Here is a 20,531-nt window from a genome sequence, read left to right on the forward strand (position 1 = left end):
CAATCTTATTAGATACTATATGTTTTTTTACGGGCAAGTCGGGGTTGAGAAACATGTCCATCCCGTGTTTGCAGGTGTAACAGTATCGACCGTGTAAATCTTCAGACATTTCGCAGTAGTATCGTAGACCATCATCCCGTCAATAGGTGTAGTAATTGAGGAGAGCCCTGATGTAGGCATTCTCGTTATCACAAAACCTTTGGTATTGGATTCCAGAACAGTGTGCGCTCCCTTTCTGATCATTGGCCAGTTTCCGTTTGCTGTTCCCGCTCTGTTCAAAAGAGTGATCCCGTGTTGTGCAGAGATTCCTGCCGATGTTGTGTTTGGTAGGTTGTAGCATACACATGCTACAGAATTTAGCCCGTATCCACGCCCAACAGCATTGGTCGCTGTACCGACTACATTCTGATTAATGATTATCGTATTACCCGATGATGTATTCCATGGAATGTTATTGAATGTATTTCCGTTAAAAAGCTCCAATGGGAAAAGAGCTCCTCCTGCAGTTTTACTTCCATACAAAGAGACCATCCCGGTATAACTTATAACAACTCTTATAAGAGGTGAAGCAGTATTGCCGGAATAGTTTGTAATAAGTTGCGTATTAACTTCATACTGACTGCCATCTGCGAAACGGACATTAATTCCGGGCGCAGGAGTTCCGGCTGATTGAAACTCAATCTCAGAAGCGGCAATATTAACACCATTTACATTCATATTAAAAGAATTGTCCAGCGAGAAGATATCAAGTACAAATCCACTTGTAGTTGCCGGCTGTAAAAATGTTTTGGAAGACCCTCCATTTAAAGAAAAGTTTTCACTCCCAACCTCTCCTTGGCACTGTGCCACAGCTGCATAATTGAATGAAATATTTCTGATATTATTACATGTTCCACCTGCGCCGTTATTGCTGCATTCAATCTGTACATCCGTCGGCATCTCTGCAGGATTGGGATTTGTTGCATCAGGATCAGTCACATCATTCGTCCGTAAAATTCCAGCACGGAAGTTTTGAATTCCGTCGGCCAGGTTAGTTGTAACAAGAAATTTAACAGTGTATCCGATCTCGCATCCGTTAGGAAGATCTAGATTAGAGGAATAAGTTCTTGTGGAAGAATTATAGCTCACGGCAACTGATTCACTTCCGCAACCTTTACCATCAAATACTACAGATTGAGGCGTAAATCCGACCGGATTAACAAAAGTAAACTTTGATCCCGTTACCGAACTTGGTCCGTCATTTTTGGCCTTCACAAAAAAAGTGATGACATCTCCGGGAACCAAGTAATTCTTATCAGCTGTAAGCTGAGAAATTTTAAGATCAGCAATACGAGATACTATAGCTAAAGGAAGTGTTTCCATTGGCCCTTTAACAAATGCCCAGGTATCCATTGATTTCTGATCCCCGAATTGTCCTCCTGTTCCGGTACCATTTACTCCCCATATATGACCGTTGGAATTGCTGTTAATCCCTGTACTGTTTATTGGTGGAAGATGGGAATTATTTTTAGGAAGAGAATTGCTCCCGTTTGAAACGTTCGGAATATCCACGTCATTCCAGTATACCATACTGGATTCAACCTGAGAAAGATCATTTTTATTCAACAGATCAATGATAGTTCCATTCTGATTATATTCCATGTCAATGTATGGAAAATGAACTTCCGCCCCCTGTAACTGAACAGATATCTCTGCCTGATGTGTACCTGCAGGCAAAGGTTGTCCGGCCCCATCTTTACCGTCCCATAATATACTGTTAGCATTCTGATTGGCAAACCCTGTCAAAACCGTTTGGGCAAATGTTGCGGGATTAGCACTGCTTTTGATAATAATAGTATATTTTGCAGGCCTGTTTGAATTAAACTTGATATATCCCCCTTTTGAACTGATCTGTCCTTGTGTGCCCTCCACTCCTTGTGAGCTAACCTGTGTAACAACGGGCACTATGGGTACGATTTTCAGCCATGTACTTCCACCGGGAACAGCACCAATGCTTGATTGAGGAAGATTGGGATCAGGCAATGTATAGAAAATTTTATGTGTTATCTGCTGTGTTGTCGGCGATATAATATCAGCTGACGTTGGATTATGTACATCAGTCGATGAAAGGTTTGTAACTGTGAGACTTTTGTATATAGATTTTAACTGTGAATCCCTGAAGCCATTATTATTTATAAAAAATGAAAAATACAGCCCGTTATTTCCGTTATTGTTAATTCTGTACGTAAACCCATCATCAGTCAAACCATAAACAATTCCCCGGAATCCGTTGGTATTCGGGCTACTTGTACCATTGGTGAGATTAAGCAGGGTTGCATATACACGACCAGGAATAAAAGCTGTATTGGAATTATTGATTACTGAGATATCCCAGGCAAATATTCCGGCGGTGGTACCCTGCGTCCAGTTTGAATCTGCCAGAATAGTTACATTTGGATCAGAAGTTCCTCTGGCAAGAAATTCGACGCGGTAGATACCGTCACCACCAGATGGTACGGTATAATATATTGGAGTGTACTTCGCTGTGCTAACTTCACCGAATAGTTTGGGCCCGCTTTTTTCCTGATCCCTGTTAAGTATCTGCCCTGCTGCAGTATCATCATTCACTACCATATTTCCTGAAGGACTGAAAAGTCTAATCGCGGAGCTGGTGGTTGCCAGCTGGGCACTTGATGCCAGAGTAATACGTTCTCCTGCTTTCGCATAAACATAATGTGTCCCGTTAGTTGGAAAAGGCCAACGCTCAGTATCCGGAGTAAGACTGCATCTGAGATATGCACGGTATCCTGATTTTCCATTAGGATAAAGGTCTTTTGAACCGTCTGCGAAAAGTAGATTACTGCTCATCAGCATAAGTATTGCTGTCAGCATGACTCTGAAACTTAATTTTTGTTTCAATAAATATAAATTTTTCATGAATGAAGATTGATTGATAATATCTCAAAATGACAGATCTTTTCCGGCAGGGATTTTATTCTCAACGGAAATATCTAGAGGAAGGCAATTCTATTTAATGAGAATAATACCAACATTGTTTAGAGAAAAATAGACATAAAAGAAATACTACATTTAGAAAGATCATCACGTCATTATTAATTTCGAGGTGCGAAAATAATAAAAAAGAAAATAATTTGATATATATGCAGAATGTTTTTAATCATAATTTAATATTTATAAACAATACTAAAATATAATCTGATTACAATGTGATATTAATAAAATTATACAAATTGTAACATAAGAAGATTATCAACAATTAAAACATAATAGTTGATTAATAAAATGATTAAAAACACAATATATTAACTAATAAAAATCAAATCACCCGGAGCAAACGCCAATTCAGATCACCTATTTTAAGGGATATAAGGGGACAATATTTTAGAACCCATTGATATCATCAGCAATATAAGTATCAATATCAAAGTAGCTTTCAATGGGACTTTTGGCCACGAAAAAGGCCGACTTAACGTCAGCTTTGAAGATAATAGATTAATTAAGGAGATTGTCGATTTTTTAAAAAAAACCATTATTTTCCATCCATAATTTAAATATTTAACAATCATAAAAATAAATCTTGAATAAATTTTATTGGTATCCATCTTATTTCTTATAAGTGCTCACAAAACACGTTCACAAACTACAAATCAAAATAATCACATCATTTATGATTGATCAATGGATGGCATATACAATTTGTAGGAAATATACCTTTCGTATAGGTCCAAAGATAAAGATTTGATTGTATCTGCATTTGGTCAGCACTGCTCAGGTGGTCAGGCTATAAAATTCCAGATCCTGGCAGATTTTAAAGCTGACCGGAAGGGTTCACTGTCAATAGATCATATCAAACGGAAAGTTACTGTTCATCATAAGTCTTTAAGCTTAAAATACCTGAAAGATAATCTACTGGCGTATTAAAAACAGTCAGTGAATTAGATTATGTATTCACCATATATATATAATTCACATAAATGTTTAATACGTGAAATTACACCACATCCTCAATAAATATTTTCTTTTTGAGATATTTTAAGGTCGACAAATATTTACATTTAATAAACTTCACAGATTTGAATTTTTAAAATTCTGAACAAATAACACACCATACTGAGTGAATTATGCTAAGTTCAAATGCTGAAAAATATATTATGTTGTAGTAGAAATTATAGCATTTATTTTACAATGTTGAACACAGGATTTCTCAACAAACTTACTTTCGAAATCTGAGATGAGCTGTAAAACAATGTTAAAATTTGTCCACAAATCAATAAACAAATTCGATTATACGGATGGCTTTTTTAATTTAGATTTCCCGTCTGGAAAATATTTATGATGTATTACATCATAAAATTTTCAGTGGTGTTCTTTATTTTCTAAAAAGGTAGTTTTGGAAAAGATCAAGTTTGTAAATGAGAAGTTTAGATGAACTGAATATTGATCAATGTGTATAAAATAACAAATATCTATGAGTGAACCTTAAACCTAATATAGGGCAAAAATTTGAGGTCTGCAACTCTTTGTAAATGGTGATCTTATTGGTTTTATCAAACAAAATAAGATCCTTCTGTGTGGTATAAATCCGGGACCTCAAAATGTCGAGATAAGTATCAATCTCTCTGACTTCTGCGGATCTCCCTATGACTTTACCTGAATCGACACAACATTTTTCCGGTTCTATAAATCTGCCTGTTGTAATTTCCAGCCTCTTGCCCTAAGTGAATAATACAAAATCTTTTCACGACGAAAAGAATAGATAAATGCGTACTCATAACTTAATAATTATAGATTAAACTAATTTTTACAAATTTTTTATCTACAAAATATTATATAACGGACAAATCTTCTATTCATAGGCATTACACCGTATATCAGTGACGTTATTTTTCGCCATTCGGAACCCATTTTTTGTTAATTAGGGACCAATTTGACCATTGGTCCCGCGAATTTCCTGAAGTAAGACAAAAATGATCGCCTTGCAATGAGAAATAAAGCTCAACATTTAAAAATTAGCATCAAAAATAAAACAAATTTTCGCCTCTATTCGAGGCCCATTTTTTTCAAATCGGGACCAATTAAATTTTGTCATTTTTTTAAAATATGCTCACCTCAAAGGGAAGTAAATTTTATAAATGTCGAGGGACCAAAATTAGCTTTTTAAAAAAAGGTCCCGAATTAGACCATTTTACTTTGCTTATTCTTACCTTTTTAATGATATAACTAAAAATAAAAACCCCTTAAAACGAATGTTTTATGGGGTTTTTCTGAAATTTGAAAAACTTCTGCGATCCGGACGGGACTCGAACCCGCGACCTCCGCCGTGACAGGGCGGCATTCTAACCAGCTGAACTACCGGATCAATTTTCTTTTAAAGGTAAAATGCGATCCGGACGGGACTTGTATTTTTTTAAAAAAACGCCTATCCATAAGCTTTATAATGTTCTCTTGTTTAGGAGGTCACCGAATAGGTCACTTTTTTAAACAATTTAGAGATCTTCGTTTTTACTGGTGCAAATATATGCCTTTTTTTAGTTTTTCCAAAAAAAAGATAATTTTTGACTGCTAAATTTCACTAAAACACAGACTATCAAAGGTAAAAATTACTCTCTAATTTTTTTTATTTCTTAAATAATGATCACTTTATTAAAAAAGCCAATTATCTATTTGAATGGACAGCATCAAAAAAAATAAAATAATATTTGCTTGGTCATTCAATTTATTGGTCGATAAGTAGTAATTTTTTTGGTACATTCAAGTATATCGTCACCATTTAAAATATGTTGATGGTTTGTAATTTTGGAATAGCATTGCTTCTTAACCAATCATCCATAATAATTTACTTTCGAGATTCTTCAATAACGAATAGTTTTTCACCGAGACCTGTAGTGGGTACTTTTTTAATAAATGGATACAACTGTAAATATTCAAATCTATTAAAAACTTCTGGTACATTGTATGAACTCATTGAAACAGGAATGAGTGCGCATTTACCGGTATTTCCATCGACATATCCTAATTCCCAAGGCATCCATTTTGAAAGTGAAGCATTTGTTGAAACCGCCAAAAGCAATGTTTTGGACATCTTCAATCTAGTTTGAATTAGCTTAGCAGATTCTTTTGTTACATTCGTTCTGTTTAATTGTGGATCAACAATCCAATCAACATATACGGAATATCCTTGACTTCTCAATTCAATATACAAACCTTCTACCTCTTCTTTGTCAAGGTAGCTATGTGAAAGGAATATATCAAAGCTAGTATGAACCTTTTTACTCTCATTGATCATTTCTTGACTAAAAAGTACAGTTTTTCTTCTAGATAAATTTTTTAAGTAGTCACTTGTGTATAAAGGCATAATTTATTTTATTGCTTTAATATCGTTCACCCAACTGATTATCAAATCTTTAATATCATTTGAAAGTTGGGTTTGTAGTTTTATTAAATTAAATTCAAAAACAAAAGAATCACTAATTTGAGGATCTAAAATTCCTTCGCTATGAAGTTTATCTTCTTTTAGAACCAGCAGCGGCAAACCTGCCTGATAAGCCATACCGGCTTCTATCTGAATCCAAGGCGACGAAGTATACTTATTAATTAACTCATTAGAAGTTTTAGATAATTCTTTTTCATATCCTATCAAACTATGATGTCTTTCCAAACCTATTACGATAGCCGCAGAGCATGTACTCATGAGCTCTTTTATTGGCTTCAATGGAAATTTATAACTCCAATTATTTTTCCCAAGATATATTGGATTAAGATTGTATTTTCTTAATTCGAGTTCAATAAGCTGTATGAATTTTTCTTGATACTTATTGTAAGGAGTAGGGTGAGAAATGAATACATTAATATCTTTTTGCATATTATACCATTAAACCAGTTACCTCATATTCAGAAACATTTCCTTCTAAAGACTTATCAAAATCACGAATCTGCACCTATTCCAACTTTAGAATGGTCGGTTTAACATTTTCATGTCTATCCAAAGCAGGTGTAAACTGTAAGTTTGTTAGTTTTTCTATCATTGACACAGGAACTTGATAGTTCTCATCTTCTTTAAAGTCCAAAAATGGTTTTAAAGATGTTGCCTTATCTATAAGCAAGGAAATACGAGAATTTTCTTTTATTAAAAACAAAAGCAATGTTGATGACGATGCTCAACATTGCTTTAAAAATATTATTAATTACTTTCTAATTTTATTTTTGAAGTAAAAAAATATATAAATAATTGACTGATAATGTACTTACTGGCAGGCTGGAGCGCTAAAACAGCTCCATGCAGAATTTCCAGGGGTTACTTCATCAACCACATATACTTTCAAACATTTGCTAAACATATCATACACCATCATTCCATCTTGCGGATTCGTAATTTTATTCAAATGATTTACTGCTGCAGTTTGTCCTGGATCCGAAGTCATTCTGGTTACTACGAATCCTTTGGTATTGGATTCTAAAACAGTATGGGCAGATTTACGAATCATTGGCCAGTTGCCGTTATCAGCTCCAGCTCTTTTTAATAACGTGATTCCGTGTTTAGAATCTACTCCTGCAGAAGCAGTGTTTGCATTATTGTAACAAGCTGTAGTAGTGTCTGTATCTGTAGCTGTATTATTCGCAGGAGTACTGTCAGATGATGAAGAAGGAGGCGTTACTGTAACAGTATTAACTAAATTCCCAGTGAAAGTTATAGGAACTAATATATTTACTGTATATGTTACGGTACCTCCAACAGGAAGAGAAACCAAATCGTTAATCGCTCCTGTTTGTGTTCCTAGTACATTGGTAGAACTTCCTGATGATGCAACCGCAGTGTAAGATACATTTGCAGCAGGAATTCCTGCCGGAAGAGGATCTGAAACTGAAGCTCCAACAACACCAAAAGGTCCGCTATTGCTTACTACAATGGTGTAGGTATTGGTAGTTCCCGGGATGTACTGTGTTTTGTTATCTGTTTTTGTAACAGCTAAATCGGCCGGGAAAATTATTGGCGAATTAATACAGTGAGCACCATCATTACCAAAAGCACCTACGGAAGTTGATATCAATGTGGTAACTCCAGTAACTTTATTAAATTGGTAAAATCCTGATCCATTGTCTGCATTTCCAAAAATTTCTCCGGTAGAATTAGAAAACATTGCTCCTACCAATCCTGTTATAGTTGTGTTAGCAACTCCAATGTTGATAACAACACCTGATGTTGTGTTTATAGAAACTAAAAAACGATTTGCGCCATCAAAACCATAAAATAATCCTGAAGTTTTGTCAAAAGCAATATCATTTACTGATAATGATCTAGACAATGTTATGCTTGTAGCGGTAAGAGTACTCACATTTATTCTGTACATACTAGTACTCGCAAAATTAATGACATAAAAATTTCCTAAATCATCAAAATCGCCACTATTATATCCTCCAGTTGGTAAACCTGTAACTGCACCCAAATCTATTTCGTTACCATTGCTATCTATTTTTACCAAATGGTTTTGATTTCCAGCGTCTGTTCTTACGCCATAAATAAAATTATCTACAATGTTATATCCAATAGCATTTACTTGCATTCCTGCTGTAGAAGTACCAATTAATGTTGTTGTAAAAGGATTGGCTGCACTATTTAAAGAATATAAGGAAGTAGGTCCTCCATTTGGATACTGACTTAAGTATAAAGAAGGAGAACAAGTAAATGCCGAAAAATCTTCTATCGTATAAGTAATTGGGGTGAAAAAAGGTAGGCAATAGTTAGCTCCTGGTAACAATACGTTTCCTGTAGGGTTTTGTAATGCCATAATAATGGTTTCATCACTTTCTGCTGAACCGTCATTAACAATGCTTATGTAAGAATCTAAACTAATTGCGGTTGCTAAAGTTCCGTCATAATTTCCCGCAGGAATAGTGATGTTAATAAGCCCAGTTGCGGGTACCGTGGTGTAATCTACTCCTCTTACTGCTGTTCCTCCTGTAATATTAAGCTGAACTGTAGAGGCAACAGGTACACTCCCCGAAAGAATTATTTTTGGCAAATTTGCAGTAGGTACAACTTCTAAACCTTGATAGGTTGGGTTATTAAATCCTGCAACTGTGTTGGTCGTAACTATTTTTACATCATCTAAAAAATTACCCGCCGATATTTGACCTCCAGAAGAACTTACTGCTCTAAATCCAAAATTAATAGTTTGCGAGGAAGAACTGGAATTAGTCCACGTTCCTTCATAATACGTCCATCCATTTGCGTTGGTACTCACTTTTACAGCTGTTGTAGAAGCAGCAACAGAACCTGATACTACTTGATGTGTTCCTGATGAAGAATTATTGTCATCAAATTGTGCAACATCCTGATCATTGATTACCAATGCCATTCTATCTACTCCGCTTCTTCCTCTATGAGCAAATGACCACGAAAATGTTTCATTTGGGAGTACACACATAGGCTCCTGAACAAGCATTCCGTTTGCACCGGCGTTGAGTTCTACAAAGTAGTTTCCTTCGGCAGGGATTACTGAACCGAATCCAGATCTCCAGAATTCCATAAATGAGCCATTTACTGGTATTGCGGGATTGTCATTATTCATCCCAAGAGGATCGGTAGTGCTCCATCCGGGAACCAATGCCTCGCTGATATAATCTTGAAACAACCCTACACTTCCTTGCTCGAACCCACCATTTTTGAAAACTCTTACTGGTGGAACATTGGTTTGAAATACCTGTACTTCCGAAAAGCCCAGTGAAGTATCTTGTAAACTAATAATTCTGATGTATCTCGCTTCGTGAATGCCGACATTTAATCGTAGTACAGGTCTGCTAACAGCATTGATGGTTTCTGTTGGAAATACGGGACCTAAATTTTGACCTGCATTTCCTGGTGTATTTGGGTTACCTGCTGTTTCTCCAAACAGATTGTTACCAAAAAGTTGTGCATTCGCTTCGGTATAAATTAACCTGTTTAAAAAAGAATTTGATAAATAGGTTCCCGAATCAGGTTGTGCAGTGGGTGTAAAAGCTACTGTACTTGGCCAGGTCACAATCATAAATCTTCGGTCATTAGTACCAACACCGAGACCACCCAGCGCAATGTTTTCTATAGGATAATCTGCTCCCAAATCTATTTGAATCCATTCTGCATCGGGATGAGATTGTGTACTTCCTGTTTGGAAATTGGTGGAAAAATCTCCGTCTACTAATGCGGCTGCACTGCCTGTTCCTGTAGAATAAGTAACATTTTTGCCAATCGCAAGATTAGTTTGTGCATGTATTGAAATGTTGACAAAAAGAGATATTAATAATACTGTATATAATTTTTTCATTTTTTTTATTCTTACTTGCTTTTAATAAAATTCTTTATTAAAAAACGTTACTATTAAATTTACGGTTTCCAGAAAGACCATTTGCTGCCGTTGTACACCGCTAATCTCTTTGCACCGGTTTTATTGATGTAAACCATCATTCCCGGACTTGGACTTGGAATATTTTGTACATCACTTACCGTTGGTAAAACCATCGCTTTGGTATTAGATTCCAACACCAAAACACCATCTACTGGTGAAGTAGTAGCTCCGATAATGGCTTTAGCAACTACATCTTCCGTTATTATTGGTTGCACACTTAGTTGTGTGGTTATATTGGCATCCTGTCCGCTTAGATCTACCCAACCGTTAGTTCCCGGGTTGGTATTGCCGTTGTAATATTTTACACGGGCTTTAGCAGCATCTGTTGCATCTAAAACTATAGAGCCTTCCACAGGCGAAAGTGTTCTTACATAGGGCAAAACAATGCCTTTATCATTGGTATTCGCGAATTCTAATAAGACAGATGTTTTATTTGCCACTGTTCCTAAAGCATCTCCAATAATAACTTGGGAAAATGCCTGAGCTGAAAATAAAATTAGTGTGGATATAATTACTTTTTTCATTTTTTGTTTTATAAAAGTTTTTAGAAACATCTAAAAGCGCAAATCCCTATAAATGAAGCCATTCGGATTTTGAAAATCCGAAATGATTTGATAGTTTTTAACACGAATTTTAGATAAATTTGGATTGAATTAAATTTAGAAATCTCTCATTTAATTAAATGAAATAGAATTAAGAAATTGGCGGTGGTCTCACCGAAAATATTTCAGAAAAATGATGCAGATTTCTCTTTTGGCTGTATGAAAAAATCGTTTTTTGGGAAACAAACTTTTTCTTCAATAAGAGAGAAAATACAGCGGGATTTTGAAATTTAGAAAAATGCTGTAGATTATTGCTTGGTGCAACAGAATTTGAATTTTTAGAATGATTGATATAGCTCGAAGATTCTGGCGAAAGCGGGTCATATATAGCTTCATCAGATTTTATTTTTGGATATTTCTTCGGTTCTTTGCTGACAGCTTTCAGCAATTTTTCTTTTTTGGGCTTAGAAGACTTTGCAATAAGATTTTCTTCCTTGTTTTTTTTAGACTTATTCTCCAATAAAACAATTTCTCCCTGAAAAGCTTTTTCTGTATCATAGATAGTTGAACCTTCTGAAACATAAATTACTGCATTTGTCGGGATGGTTGTCGCAGAAGAATCTGGCAAAATATTTTGAGCCTTTGAGGAAATAGTAGAAAACATCAGAATAAAGCAAAAAAATGCCGTTAAATAAGCATTTAACTTTAAATTTACTTTATTCCAAATTTTTTTTTCCAATGATGTGTTTTTGTAGAACTTTTTGAACTACTTTGCAAAGATATGTAAAAAAAATATCCTTTGTAAAATAATCAATACGTAATGCATAAGTTATTAATATTTTCAATTAATTTTTTTGTACAGGCTTAATCAAAAAAAATCCCTCTTCTATCGAAAAGGGATATAATAAATTTAAAAGTTTGATTTCTACGGCTTCCAGAAAGACCATTTTTTGCTGTTGTTACACTGCTTTTGAAGCATCTGTTACATCTAAAACTATCGCACCTTACTGTCTTAAGTGTTCATACATAGGGTAAAACAATGCCTTTATTATTCGTATTGGCAAATTCCGGTAAAACGGATATTTTATTCGCTGCTGTTCCTAAAGCATACACGATGATTACCTGAAAAAAAAGCCTGTACGGAAAACAGAAATAAACTTGATCTAATTAACTTATTCGCTTTTTTTAATTTTAAAATAGTTAATTAAAAAGCGTTGTCAAAAGTTGAATTCTAACAACGCTATAAAATTATTACTGACAAGTCGGGGTCGAGAAACAACTCCAAACACCATCTGCATATATTTTCAAACATTTGCTGAAAAGGTCATACACCATCATTCCTTCCTGCGGATTCGTAATTTTATTCAGATGATTTGCGGCAGCGGTTTGTGCCGGGTCAGAAGTCATTCTGGTTACAACAAATCCTTTGGTGTTGGATTCTAAAACCGTGTGAGCCGATTTACGGATCATTGGCCAGTTGCCATTATCGGTTCCTGCGCGTTTTAAAAGAGTAATACCATGCTTTGAATCTATTCCAGCCATTGCAGTATTTGCATCATTGTAACAAACCACACAAACTGCTGCTTTTACTCCTGCATTCGCAGAACTTCCTACGCTTTGTCCCGTCGTCTGGTTTACAATAGTTGGAATTCCGGTGCTTCCTACACAAGTAGTTCCTCCGCAAAGATTTTGATTTAGAGCGGTGGAACCTGTTCCTACGGATAATGTTCCTCCAGCCGAAACTAAGTTTGAAAGTGGCAGATTATTACCTCCTTCTACTGCATCTAAACAATTATCGTTATCAGAATCTAAGTCTAAATAATCTGGAATACCGTCGCCATCGGTATCTGTAAAACATTTAACATTCAATCCGAAACTGTCCAATAAAGCTGAAGAGTTTGAACCATAAATGTATAGTCGAACATAATAGGTAATGCCTCTTTTTAATTGATAACCTGCCAAATTTGTAACATAAAAAGTTCCTGTACCAGGAACAGTAGGATTACTTCCATTGTACAATATTGAAGGATTATTGAAAGCAGCGTTATCTGCAATTTCTATTGAAAGATTTTCTACTTTTGGCCCCAGACTGGCGGAATATCCATAAGTACTCCATTGTGTAATTTCATAAATTTTTGTAGCTGTGGATGAAAGCGGAATGGTAAACTGCACATAGTCATCATTTGCTTTTGCCTCAGAAATAGAGGTTGAATTAAGGATCTTAAAATCCCATGCATTAGCGCCTGTGGTACCAGATAATCCTGGGCCGAAGGATACGACAGTTCCTGTAACATCCGGCGCTAATGAATTTCCTCTCAAGCCTCCCGGAAAAACCTGGGTGTCCAGATCCCAAAACAAATGCCCGCCTGATGCACCCGTTAAATTACAGGTATTTTCTGTAGTATCTAAGATTCCATCATTATCATCGTCCAGATCTTGCCAGTCCGGCAGAGAGTCTCCGTCAGAATTCAGACAGTCATTTTTTGTAATATCTCTCGATTGTCCTATGCCTTGGCCTTGATCCCCTCCGGAATCTGCTGCACCGCCAGAATTTACCAAAACAGGTATTCCTTGTGCATCTACACCTCCCGCAATACTACCATTAGTAATAATCTGTGTTGTGACAACATTTTCATCTCCTTCAATCGCATCGAAACAACCATCGTTATCACTATCCAAATCTAAATAATTAGGAATGGTATCGCCATCGGTATCAATCCCTGCACAAGCAGTTTTTATAAAGTAATCTGGAGTAGCACCCGCAATAGCAGCTCCCGAAAAGTATATTTCAATTTTACTTACATTAAAAGGAGTTTTTATAGAGACCATATCCTGCATTGGAGTATGGGCTCCGATATTATTGGTGGGATTTGTAGCAAGTCCGTAAGTAGCATTACTTGTTAATCCTAAAGATCCTACGGTTGCAGAAACAATTTGTGTAATATAGGGAAGCAGATTAGCAATCCTATTTCCGCTTGCATCATAATAGTTAATATTTACAATTTCTTGATTGTCAAAATCCATCAGCCAAAATTCTAAGTTGGTGACATTAGGCGTAAATGTATAGGTTACTTTACTTCCGATTGAACCTGGATCAATTACTTTTCCACCGCCATAAGGAAACTCTGCGGTAGAATAAGTATAAGCAACTGCGGCAGATGCAGTATTTTCTGCAAGTGTTACTGTTGTTGGTGGTGCAGTAAAAATATTACTTGAAGTAGGGTTTGGATCATTTATCACTAAATCTGAACCACAAGTATAACCTTCTACACTGTCTAAAATTCCGTCATTATCATCATCCAAATCCACTGTATCTGCTGTACAATCTCCATCGCTGTCCAAAAGGATTTCGTAGGAAATGGTTTTTACATCTACCAAAGTAAATGTGGTAACATCAGTACGTTGTGTTGTAGAAGTAAAGGTGTAAATTCCTGGCGTGGTTTGGTTAATGGTGATAGGATTGGTTGCACTTGGTCCATACGTGTAACCGGAAGGCCCTGTTCCCGACCAAGAATAACCGAAAGTTGCCCCCACATTTGCCGAAGAACCGGTAGCTTGCAACTGTACCGATTTGTTAAGACATGCTAAATCGGTTTTGGTAATGGTAGAAGAAATGTCTGTTGCTAAAGCATTAAAGGTAGCAAAATCGTACGCCGCTCCTCCTCCGCTACAAGATGCTACTACTGTTGTTCCAATGGTTATAATTTTATTAGCATTACAAGCACCAGAATCGGTAAAAGCACCAGAATTAGAAAAATCTAATTTTACATTTGCCGGTAAAACAAGATTAGATGCCGAAACGTTATAATTAATTGTTCCACCATCTAAGTGCAAATAGGGCGTAGTAATGGTCATCGTCATACCATTAGTGTTCATGCGAAGCATTCCATTAATGGTAAGATTACCAATGGTGTAATTTGCTGCATTTACTCCATTTATAATATGCCCTGTTTGTATCTTTACGCTGTAACTTCCTGCGGTGGCACCAGGAAAAACGCCAGCGGTGGCATTTACCCAGGTAGTCCCATCGAATCTTTGCCAAGAAGCATTATTGTTCCAGGCACCCGAAGCAAGGGAGCGAAAATCTCCTAAAACTTGCGCACTTATAACCTGAAAGGAAATAAGTAAAAAAAATAAAAAGAATTTTATTTTTTTTGAAAGTTGTCTGTTTATCATGGCTTTTGTTTTATTTTTAAAATTATAAATCGTTCAAAAATTTCTTTTCAAATAGCTCTATACAAAAATTATTGAAATCTAAACTTTCCGGTTGAAAAGCAAATTAATTTATGGCTTCCAATAGCTCCATTTACTGCCATTAAAAACAGCGAGTCTTTTAGCTCCCACTTTATTAATGTACACCATCATTCCTGGACTGGGGCTTGGAATATTATCAGTGCTGGAAACCATCGGTAAAACCATGGCTCTGGTTGTGCTTTCTAAAACTAAAACTCCGTCCGCAGAGCTTGTGTCTGACCCAATAATAGCCTTAGAGCCTGATAATTCTGGTGCTTGTGCAATAGTGGGCTGTTCGGTAAGTACAGTAGAAATATCTGCGGTTTGTCCGCTTAAATCTGCCCATCCATTAGATCCCGGAGCTGTGTTGGCGTTATAGTATTTCACGCGCACAGCGGTCGGCGTACTTGCATCCAGTAAAATCGTTCCTTCAGTAGGTGAAGAAGGAATTGTTCTTACATAAGGTAAGACAATACCTTTATTGTTGGTATTGGCAAATTCTAAAAGTACCGATGTTTTAGTGGCTGCCGTTCCTACAGCATCTCCTATAATCACCTGAGAAAATGATTGAATTGAAAATAGAATAAATCCTGATAAAATTATTTTTTTGGTCATGCTAATTAAATTTTAAGTTATTTTGAGAAAATTTTAGTTTTAAATTCTTTTACTTTAAAAAAGTTAGTTTTAAAAAGCGTTGTTAAAACTTAAAGCCTTAACAACGCTTCAATATTATTTACGGACAAGCTGGCGTAGAAAAACAAGACCAAACTCCGTCTGCATAAATTTTTAAACATTTGCTGAACAGATCATAAACCATCATTCCTTCCTGTGGACTGGCAATTTTATTAAAATGATTTGCTACTGCAGTTTGTGCAGGATCAGAAGTCATTCTGGTGATTACAAATCCTTTGGTATTGGATTCTAAAACGGTATGGGCAGATGTACGAATCATTGGCCAGTTACCATTTTCGGTTCCTGCTCTTTTTAACAGTGTAATTCCGTGTTTGGATTCTACTCCTGATGCTAATGATGGATCGTTGTAGCAAACTAAACATACTGTCGCTTTTATTGCGCTGTTTGCTGAACTTCCTACGGTTTGTCCGCCGCTTACAATAGTAGGAACTCCGTTTGCATCTACCGTATTTCCTAAATTTTGGTTAGGCGCTGTACTAGTTCCTCCTGTTACCGTTCCTCCGGCTGCAACTAAGCTTGAAAGAGGCAAATTGTTACCGCCTTCTAATGCATCTAAACAGCCGTCGTTATCGGAATCTAAATCTAAATAATCTGGGATTGTATCGCCGTCGGTATCTCTTTGGCAAGCTATAAGGCTTACATTATCAATCTGTACATCATTTGCTGCAGCACCTGTTCCAGAAGAAACAACATCTTCAATAACAAGCTCTACAATTCCATTCGCTGGTGCAACAAAGTTGATTGATTTATTTACTAATGTCCAAGAACCTCCTGCGTCTGCAACAATTTGTGCTGCCGATTGAGAATATAACGAACTGCCGTTAATTAATACAGATAATGTTGCTGTTCTCGTGGTTAAGTTTGTATTAGCAGCAACAGAAAAATTTAAAGCATAAATTTTACCCGGCTCTAATCCGGAAATAGTTTGGGATAATGTAGAAGTTCCGGCTGCATCATTAAATAATTCTGCGCGAGGATCTACAGCAGCATTACTACTACTAAGTCCCCAATTACCAGAAACCGTCCAATCGGCTAAAGTACCCGATGTTCCATTAGTTCCAAAAGTTCCATTTACGATTTTTTCTACACTGCCACATTCATCAGAATCTAAGATCCCGTCATTATCATCATCTAAGTCGCAACCATTAAAAACACTATCTCCGTCAGAATCTATTGTACCACAACCAAGAGGTCCATTACAAAGCGCGCTGTTTAAAGTGACGTTTACAAATCTTGTTACACAATTTGTCCAAGTGATTTTACACGTGTAAGTTCCATTATAACTATTGGCATAATTCGCAATGGCATATATTCTTGTATTAGAAACTACTGCTCCTGCAGGATTAGTCCATTCATAACTTGCACCCGCATAATAAGGCATTGTAAGAGCATAAGGAGAGCCGTTACATGGTTGTGAGGTATTAGAACCGTTCAAAGCTCCCATTGTTTTAATTTGTACAGAACCGATGGCGGATCCACAAGCATCAATAAGCTGCAAATCGTAGGTTACATTTGCGGTAAGACCAGTAATTACAGTATTTGCAGATGCATTAGTAATAGTAGTCCATGTAGGCGAACCTGTTTGCTTATAATTAAGTGTAAATGGTGCTACACCGTTTAAATCTAAATAGGTAGAACCTGTGGTTAAAGGAATTCCTAAAGCATCTTCGCAAATAACCCCCACAGAAGAAGAAATTACAGGACCCGTTGTAGAATTGGTAATACTAACCATGCTTCCAGGGACAGTATAAGAACCTGAACAACCATTTACACGCAATCTTGTAGTATAAGTACCTGGTGCAAGATTGTTAAAAGTTCCTGTAAAGCTACTTGCAATAACCGTTCCTGAACTGTTCAAAAGTTCTACGGTGTGGGTGTATGCTCCATTATATACTTTAGTAGAAGTTATTGTTCCAGTACCACCACAATTAGAAGTGGCATTAGAAGATAAACTTTGACTAAGTAAATGACCTCCTGAAGTGACGGTAATACTTTGGTTCCGAGTAACTCCACAAGAGGTAAAAGCAATGTTGTATGTTCCTGGTAGCATATTGGTCCAACCCCAGTATTTGCCTTCTACAACTAAAGCATTTACTCCAACATTAGACGGACCCGACGTGATGGTAACCACCGCATTTGCACGGTCTGGTAAATAACCATTAATCTGCACCAAAACTTGAGTAGTGCCATTTTGAGTTAGTGTCCCTGGTTCGCATCTCCATTTATCAAAACTCTGAACAGAAAGCACTGGTATACCTCCAGATTGTGGATTGGTTACAGTTTCAGTAATAGTTTCGTCGCAAGCATCTACATACGTTACGGTATAAGTGCCCATAGGAAGACTTCCTGTAACCCAAGTACTTTGCGGTCCATATTCCTCAAAAGTAGTATCTGTATATACCGTTAAAGGAGTAGGAGTAGTACTGTCTTTCACCGTTACGGTAACAGGATATCTCCAGTAGTATTTTCCTGTAGAATTTCCAGATATCGTCATGGTTTCTGGCCCTGGAGTTGGACAACCCGATGATGAAGCAACAGCACCAATTACATTTGCTTCTCCGTTATTACTCCCATCTGTTAAATTGCTAATATAAGTGGTTGTAAGTCCACAAGAATTGGTTGCAGTAACATGATAGATGTGTGACGTACTTTCTGTGTAGGTGAAAGGAGTTCCGGTATAAGTACCGTCAAACAAAATAGCTCCGGAGGCATTGGTATCTCGAATGACTAATTTCACCCCTTCCGGAAGAAAATCTGCCGCGGAAATTCCGGTTCCACTTGCATCAGCAAACCAAAAAGTTCCTTGAGCCTGATTAGAGGCACATACTTTTTTCCCTTTCCAATAAAACTCAAAAGCAGGTAGATCAGCCGAAATGGTTCTGGTAAAATTGGTATAAGCACCACAAGCATCTTTCACACGAATTTGATAAGTCCCAAATGCTGTAACATTGGCAATATTACTGGTAGAATAGCTACTCAAAGCATCATCATATCCTGAATTATTATTCAAAACAACAGAAAATTGATATGGTGCATTTCCACCAATAACATTATTGATGGTAAAAGTACCACCCTGTGTAAAATTGGTACAAACATTTGAAATTGAAATATCTGCATTCGAAATTGGTACATAGTTATTAGCGACCGTAATATCAGGACTGTTAGAATACACAATACTGTTATCAATTGAACATACTACTCTTACTTGATAATCTGTACCCGGCTGTAAACTTGTGAAGGTGTACGGACTTGCAGGAGCAACGACAGATTGTTGTATTGTACCACCTTTTATCAACTGAATAGTGGTATTAATGGCACTGCTAAAAGTTGCAGTTATTGTCCCATCTCCGGCGCAGGTATTTGCCGTGGCGGCAATTGTGGTTGTGACACTTCCTGCCGAAGCACACTGTGCCTTCATTTGTATGCTGAATACACTAGCTAAAGGTATCAGCAATAAAAAAAATAGTTTTTTCATTGTGTTAAAATTCAATTATTTGTTGTTTTATTTTTTTATAAATTGTTTTGTTATTTTCGTACTGTCGCTCAATAGAATTTTCAGGAAATATTTTCCCGATGGAAGCATACTGATATTAAGGATCTTGCCATCAGCAGATGTTATTAATTTGGCATCCATTCCATAAATATCAACCTTAATAACATTTTTGTCTGTCTTAATTTTCAAAACATTGCTGGCAGGATTAGGATATATTTCCACCTCTCTTCGGGACGCATCATCAGAGGTATTTAAAGTTCCTGTTGTGGTAATTTTTACGTCATCTACTAATAGTGCGGACGCTTCCTGCGTAATACAGCGAATTCCTACCCTAATGGCTTGTCCCGAATAGGCATCTAGATTGTAGGTGAAATTTCTCCAATTATTATCAATATTGGCATTTTGTGGAACTTGTTGATAAGGGAGCGCGTTGATGATGGTAAAATTCGCAGCAGAGGTTGGGTTTCCAGAGCCAACATACACTCCAATTTGAAATCTTTCATCTCCATACGAACTGGAAAGCGTTTTAAGATACATAGAGATTTGGTTTCCAGAAGCTCCTAACATTACCACTGGTGTAATAAGCCAATCATTATTTCCCTGGAAAGACTGTACCATTTGTCCTGCCCAACAAGCCGCATACTTTTGCCCACTTCTTGGATTAAAATTTCTGATATCACCCGTTGCACCAGTAAAATCGTTTGTTGCGTTAGATTGTGAAAAATTAAAAATCTGGTACGCCATTTTTTGACCTGCGTTAGGCCACGTAGCTACCCAATTTACAGGTGGAGCTGGGTCACCGCCGATCGTTGTAGTTGTATTCAGCTGATCCAAATCTAAAAGTCCCCATTGCCCCATATTTGCTATGGTAAAATCTGGATAACTTTCGAAATTCTCGTCTAGTAATACCGTTTGAGAATAATAGAGATTTGTGACAGTTAACCCCGCCATTAATAGATGTTTCCTCATATTTTACTTTTTAAAAATTGTTTGAAAAGAATGATAGCCATGTACAATTTTATTTTCGTACTGCGCTGTAGAGAACGAATCATTCTTACTTAAATGATGTAAGAATATTATCACAGTTTTCAACTAGTTATTCTCACTTAGCATTAAAATCCAAATGAAAATAATCAGAATCGAAATAAAATAGTGAAAAAGTGCTCTTTATGACACAAACTGGCACTC

Annotated in this window: 11 protein-coding genes and 1 tRNA gene; 1 reads left to right on the top strand and 11 read right to left on the bottom strand. The window is 36.5% G+C overall.

Going from position 1 to position 20,531, the window contains the following annotated elements; all coding sequences use genetic code 11:
- Nucleotides 1-27: 27 nt before the first annotated feature.
- On the bottom strand, nucleotides 28-2,898 hold the full coding sequence (locus ASG31_RS12220) for a DUF11 domain-containing protein (RefSeq protein ID WP_206549399.1): 2,871 nt from the start codon (nucleotides 2,896-2,898) through the stop codon (nucleotides 28-30).
- Between the two features lie 840 nt (nucleotides 2,899-3,738).
- On the opposite strand from ASG31_RS12220, the gene ASG31_RS18765 reads away from it, so the two are divergent.
- Nucleotides 3,739-3,921 carry a hypothetical protein gene (locus tag ASG31_RS18765; protein WP_131725546.1) on the top strand — a complete coding sequence of 61 codons (183 nt, stop codon included), beginning with the start codon at nucleotides 3,739-3,741 and terminating at the stop codon, nucleotides 3,919-3,921.
- A 1,364-nt stretch (nucleotides 3,922-5,285) separates the two neighbouring features.
- Here the strand turns inward: ASG31_RS18765 and ASG31_RS12225 are convergent.
- The 10 genes from ASG31_RS12225 to ASG31_RS12270 all read right to left on the bottom strand — a co-directional run bounded on the left by ASG31_RS12225 (nucleotide 5,286) and on the right by ASG31_RS12270 (nucleotide 20,312).
- Nucleotides 5,286-5,359, bottom strand: a tRNA-Asp gene (locus ASG31_RS12225).
- Between the two features lie 477 nt (nucleotides 5,360-5,836).
- Complete coding sequence (locus ASG31_RS12230; RefSeq protein WP_082504549.1) at nucleotides 5,837-6,355, bottom strand: toll/interleukin-1 receptor domain-containing protein; 519 nt, start codon at nucleotides 6,353-6,355, stop codon at nucleotides 5,837-5,839.
- Nucleotides 6,356-6,358: 3 nt separating this feature from the next.
- The gene (locus ASG31_RS12235) at nucleotides 6,359-6,862 is read right to left on the bottom strand and encodes a hypothetical protein (RefSeq protein ID WP_056032848.1); all 504 of its coding nucleotides are present in this window, start codon (nucleotides 6,860-6,862) and stop codon (nucleotides 6,359-6,361) included.
- 382 nt (nucleotides 6,863-7,244) lie between these two features.
- Complete coding sequence (locus tag ASG31_RS12240; RefSeq protein WP_056032852.1) at nucleotides 7,245-10,301, bottom strand: DUF6923 family protein; 3,057 nt, start codon at nucleotides 10,299-10,301, stop codon at nucleotides 7,245-7,247.
- Nucleotides 10,302-10,360: 59 nt separating this feature from the next.
- Complete coding sequence (locus ASG31_RS12245; RefSeq protein ID WP_056033991.1) at nucleotides 10,361-10,906, bottom strand: hypothetical protein; 546 nt, start codon at nucleotides 10,904-10,906, stop codon at nucleotides 10,361-10,363.
- A gap of 169 nt (nucleotides 10,907-11,075) precedes the next feature.
- Nucleotides 11,076-11,663 carry a hypothetical protein gene (locus tag ASG31_RS12250; protein WP_056032855.1) on the bottom strand — a complete coding sequence of 196 codons (588 nt, stop codon included), beginning with the start codon at nucleotides 11,661-11,663 and terminating at the stop codon, nucleotides 11,076-11,078.
- Nucleotides 11,664-12,175: 512 nt separating this feature from the next.
- A complete protein-coding gene (locus tag ASG31_RS12255) occupies nucleotides 12,176-15,100 on the bottom strand; it encodes a hypothetical protein (RefSeq protein WP_056032858.1) in 2,925 nt (974 codons plus the stop codon).
- A 108-nt stretch (nucleotides 15,101-15,208) separates the two neighbouring features.
- The gene (locus ASG31_RS12260; protein ID WP_056032861.1) at nucleotides 15,209-15,772 is read right to left on the bottom strand and encodes a hypothetical protein; all 564 of its coding nucleotides are present in this window, start codon (nucleotides 15,770-15,772) and stop codon (nucleotides 15,209-15,211) included.
- 118 nt (nucleotides 15,773-15,890) lie between these two features.
- Nucleotides 15,891-19,325 carry a thrombospondin type 3 repeat-containing protein gene (locus tag ASG31_RS12265; protein ID WP_131725547.1) on the bottom strand — a complete coding sequence of 1,145 codons (3,435 nt, stop codon included), beginning with the start codon at nucleotides 19,323-19,325 and terminating at the stop codon, nucleotides 15,891-15,893.
- 27 nt (nucleotides 19,326-19,352) lie between these two features.
- Complete coding sequence (locus ASG31_RS12270) at nucleotides 19,353-20,312, bottom strand: T9SS-dependent choice-of-anchor J family protein (protein ID WP_056032868.1); 960 nt, start codon at nucleotides 20,310-20,312, stop codon at nucleotides 19,353-19,355.
- Between the last annotated feature and the right edge of the window lie 219 nt (nucleotides 20,313-20,531).

The organism is Chryseobacterium sp. Leaf404, from assembly GCF_001424145.1.
Lineage (GTDB): Bacteria > Bacteroidota > Bacteroidia > Flavobacteriales > Weeksellaceae > Chryseobacterium.